This is a genomic window from Bacteroides gallinarum DSM 18171 = JCM 13658, from assembly GCF_000374365.1.
Taxonomy (GTDB): Bacteria; Bacteroidota; Bacteroidia; order Bacteroidales; family Bacteroidaceae; genus Bacteroides; species Bacteroides gallinarum.
Genome location: NZ_KB894209.1, coordinates 1 through 1,942, shown reverse-complemented (window position 1 = coordinate 1,942; position 1,942 = coordinate 1). Strand labels below are relative to the sequence as shown.

Sequence of the window (1,942 nt, the reverse complement as noted above, 5' to 3'; positions counted from 1 at the left end):
TAGGACTATAAAAATGGCATATGAAGTGAGTATGCTCTATCATCTTCATATGCCATCTTGATTTTTAGGGACATTTACTGAATATCCCTAAATATTTCCTTTATGGCATCATTATATTTTTGAGAGGAGATGAATGGAAACAGTTTTCCCTTCTTGTCTGCTTCCTTGTATCTGTTGATAAGTGCTTGAGCGCGTTCGTTCAAGGGGACACGTACAACAACTGGGCGTTCGTCATGTGTTTTATGTGGTATGTATTCTATGGCTCCATTGATGATATTTTCCTCTGTCATTTTTAGCAAGTCGGACACCCGGCAACCTATCAGGCATTGGAAAATGAATATATCCCGCTGTATAGCCAGTTGGGGACGGTTGGATAAATCGAAATCTGCAATATGGTTGCGTTCTTCCAATGTCAGATAGAACGGAGTGCCATACTTTTCTGTAGTAACTCCGTTATATTTGTTAAATGGCTTGTTGTCTGTTATTCCCTGCTGATTGCACCAATTATAAAAGGCGCGGAATTTGTTAAACAATGCGCATATTGTATTATTCCCTCTCGGCTGTGGTTTAATATTTTTACGGGTGGCATGTGCTATTGCAGGAAATGCCTCATATATTTGGGGATATTCCTCATAAAGTATGTGTTCGTTTCTTAAAAAGCTTTCTATATCTTCGAGCGTGTCTGAACTTATTTTGTCTATATCCAGATTAAAATCTTTTTTTTCATGTACAGCAATAAACAGTTCATACCTTTGTAATGCACGAACAAGCACGCGAAAATTCTTATCTCTTACTTCTGATAGTTTCTTTTTCTGGAGGTAAGATTCTATAATAACAAAGAACCCTTCTTTTTGTACTTGGTATTTCTCTGGGTGTATTTGTTTATCTACGAGTTTCTCTAGTTCTTCGCTGCTGATTCCGGGATTGCTGTCATATATGGATAATAATAAATTCTTCCGTTCTGTGATAGCAGTATTTAATCGTACGCGTTCATCTGTTCTTATAACGCTCTTTGATTTGTATTGCTCCCGTTTATCGTCCCATAATGCAGGCAACACAACAAGCTCTGACTTATGGAATAACTGTACTTTTCTTCCGCTGGATATTCGGAACCTTATATTTGCTTCCTTATCCTTTTTGCCTGTTCTAATAAATGCCTTTACTGTTGTCATGGTTTTAATTAATCGGTTGTGCAAATATAGTGTTTTTGCACAACATGCATACAACTTAACGCAGCACAATGCAACATTATGATGCATCCTATTTATGCGTTATAATTGTATTATAGGCATTTATTAATCGCATGATTGCATAAGGTTGTATAACAAATATTCCCGCTTCGAGTACGAGTGTTTTTTAAAAGCTCTGTAAATTAATGATTTACGGGGCTTTTTTCTTTTCCTATAAGCAATCGCAGGCAGATATTTATTTAGGGTCAATCAACGTAAAAGCCTGAGGGCTTCTTGTTTTTGTATAAAATAGAGCCACATTTTACCTTGAATTATGCCACTCATGTAAACCAATATGTAAACCGAAAATGTATGAATGCTACGGTTAATTTATGCTTGTTTTAGATACGGTTTTCTGTATATAAGGAATAGCGCACTTGCCTCTTACCCAAGTATCAACTCATAGTCCGATACATCCAGCCATTTGCCGAACTTCATGCCTACCTGCTTGAAATGGGAAACCTGTCTGAAACCGAGCTTGGCATGCAGGGCGTTGCTGGCTTCATTGCCTTCCGTGATACAAGCTATCAGCACATGGTAGTTGCTCCGGCGGCATTCTTCTATAAGGGTTTGCATCAGCGCTGTTCCCAAGCCTTGCCCCTTGTATTCGGCAGACAGATAGGGATATTCAGTAAATGTCCCTAAAAATCAAGATGGCATATGAAGATGATAGAGCATACTCACTTCATATGCCATTTTTATAGTCCTATTCC

General features: G+C 38.1%; 1 protein-coding gene and 1 pseudogene. Both read right to left on the bottom strand.

Going from position 1 to position 1,942, the window contains the following annotated elements; all coding sequences use genetic code 11:
- Window positions 1–74: 74 nt before the first annotated feature.
- Window positions 75–1,172, bottom strand: a complete 1,098-nt coding sequence (locus C233_RS23170; RefSeq protein ID WP_018669619.1) for a phage integrase SAM-like domain-containing protein — start codon at window positions 1,170–1,172, stop codon at window positions 75–77.
- A gap of 441 nt (window positions 1,173–1,613) precedes the next feature.
- Window positions 1,614–1,850: pseudogene (locus tag C233_RS23165) on the bottom strand (N-acetyltransferase family protein); the annotation flags it as partial.
- Between the last annotated feature and the right edge of the window lie 92 nt (window positions 1,851–1,942).

Excerpts from the sequence above, each read along its gene's own strand:
- C233_RS23170 (WP_018669619.1), bottom strand. The coding sequence starts at position 1,172 with ATGACAACAGTAAAGGCATTTATTAGAACAGGCAAAAAGGATAAGGAA.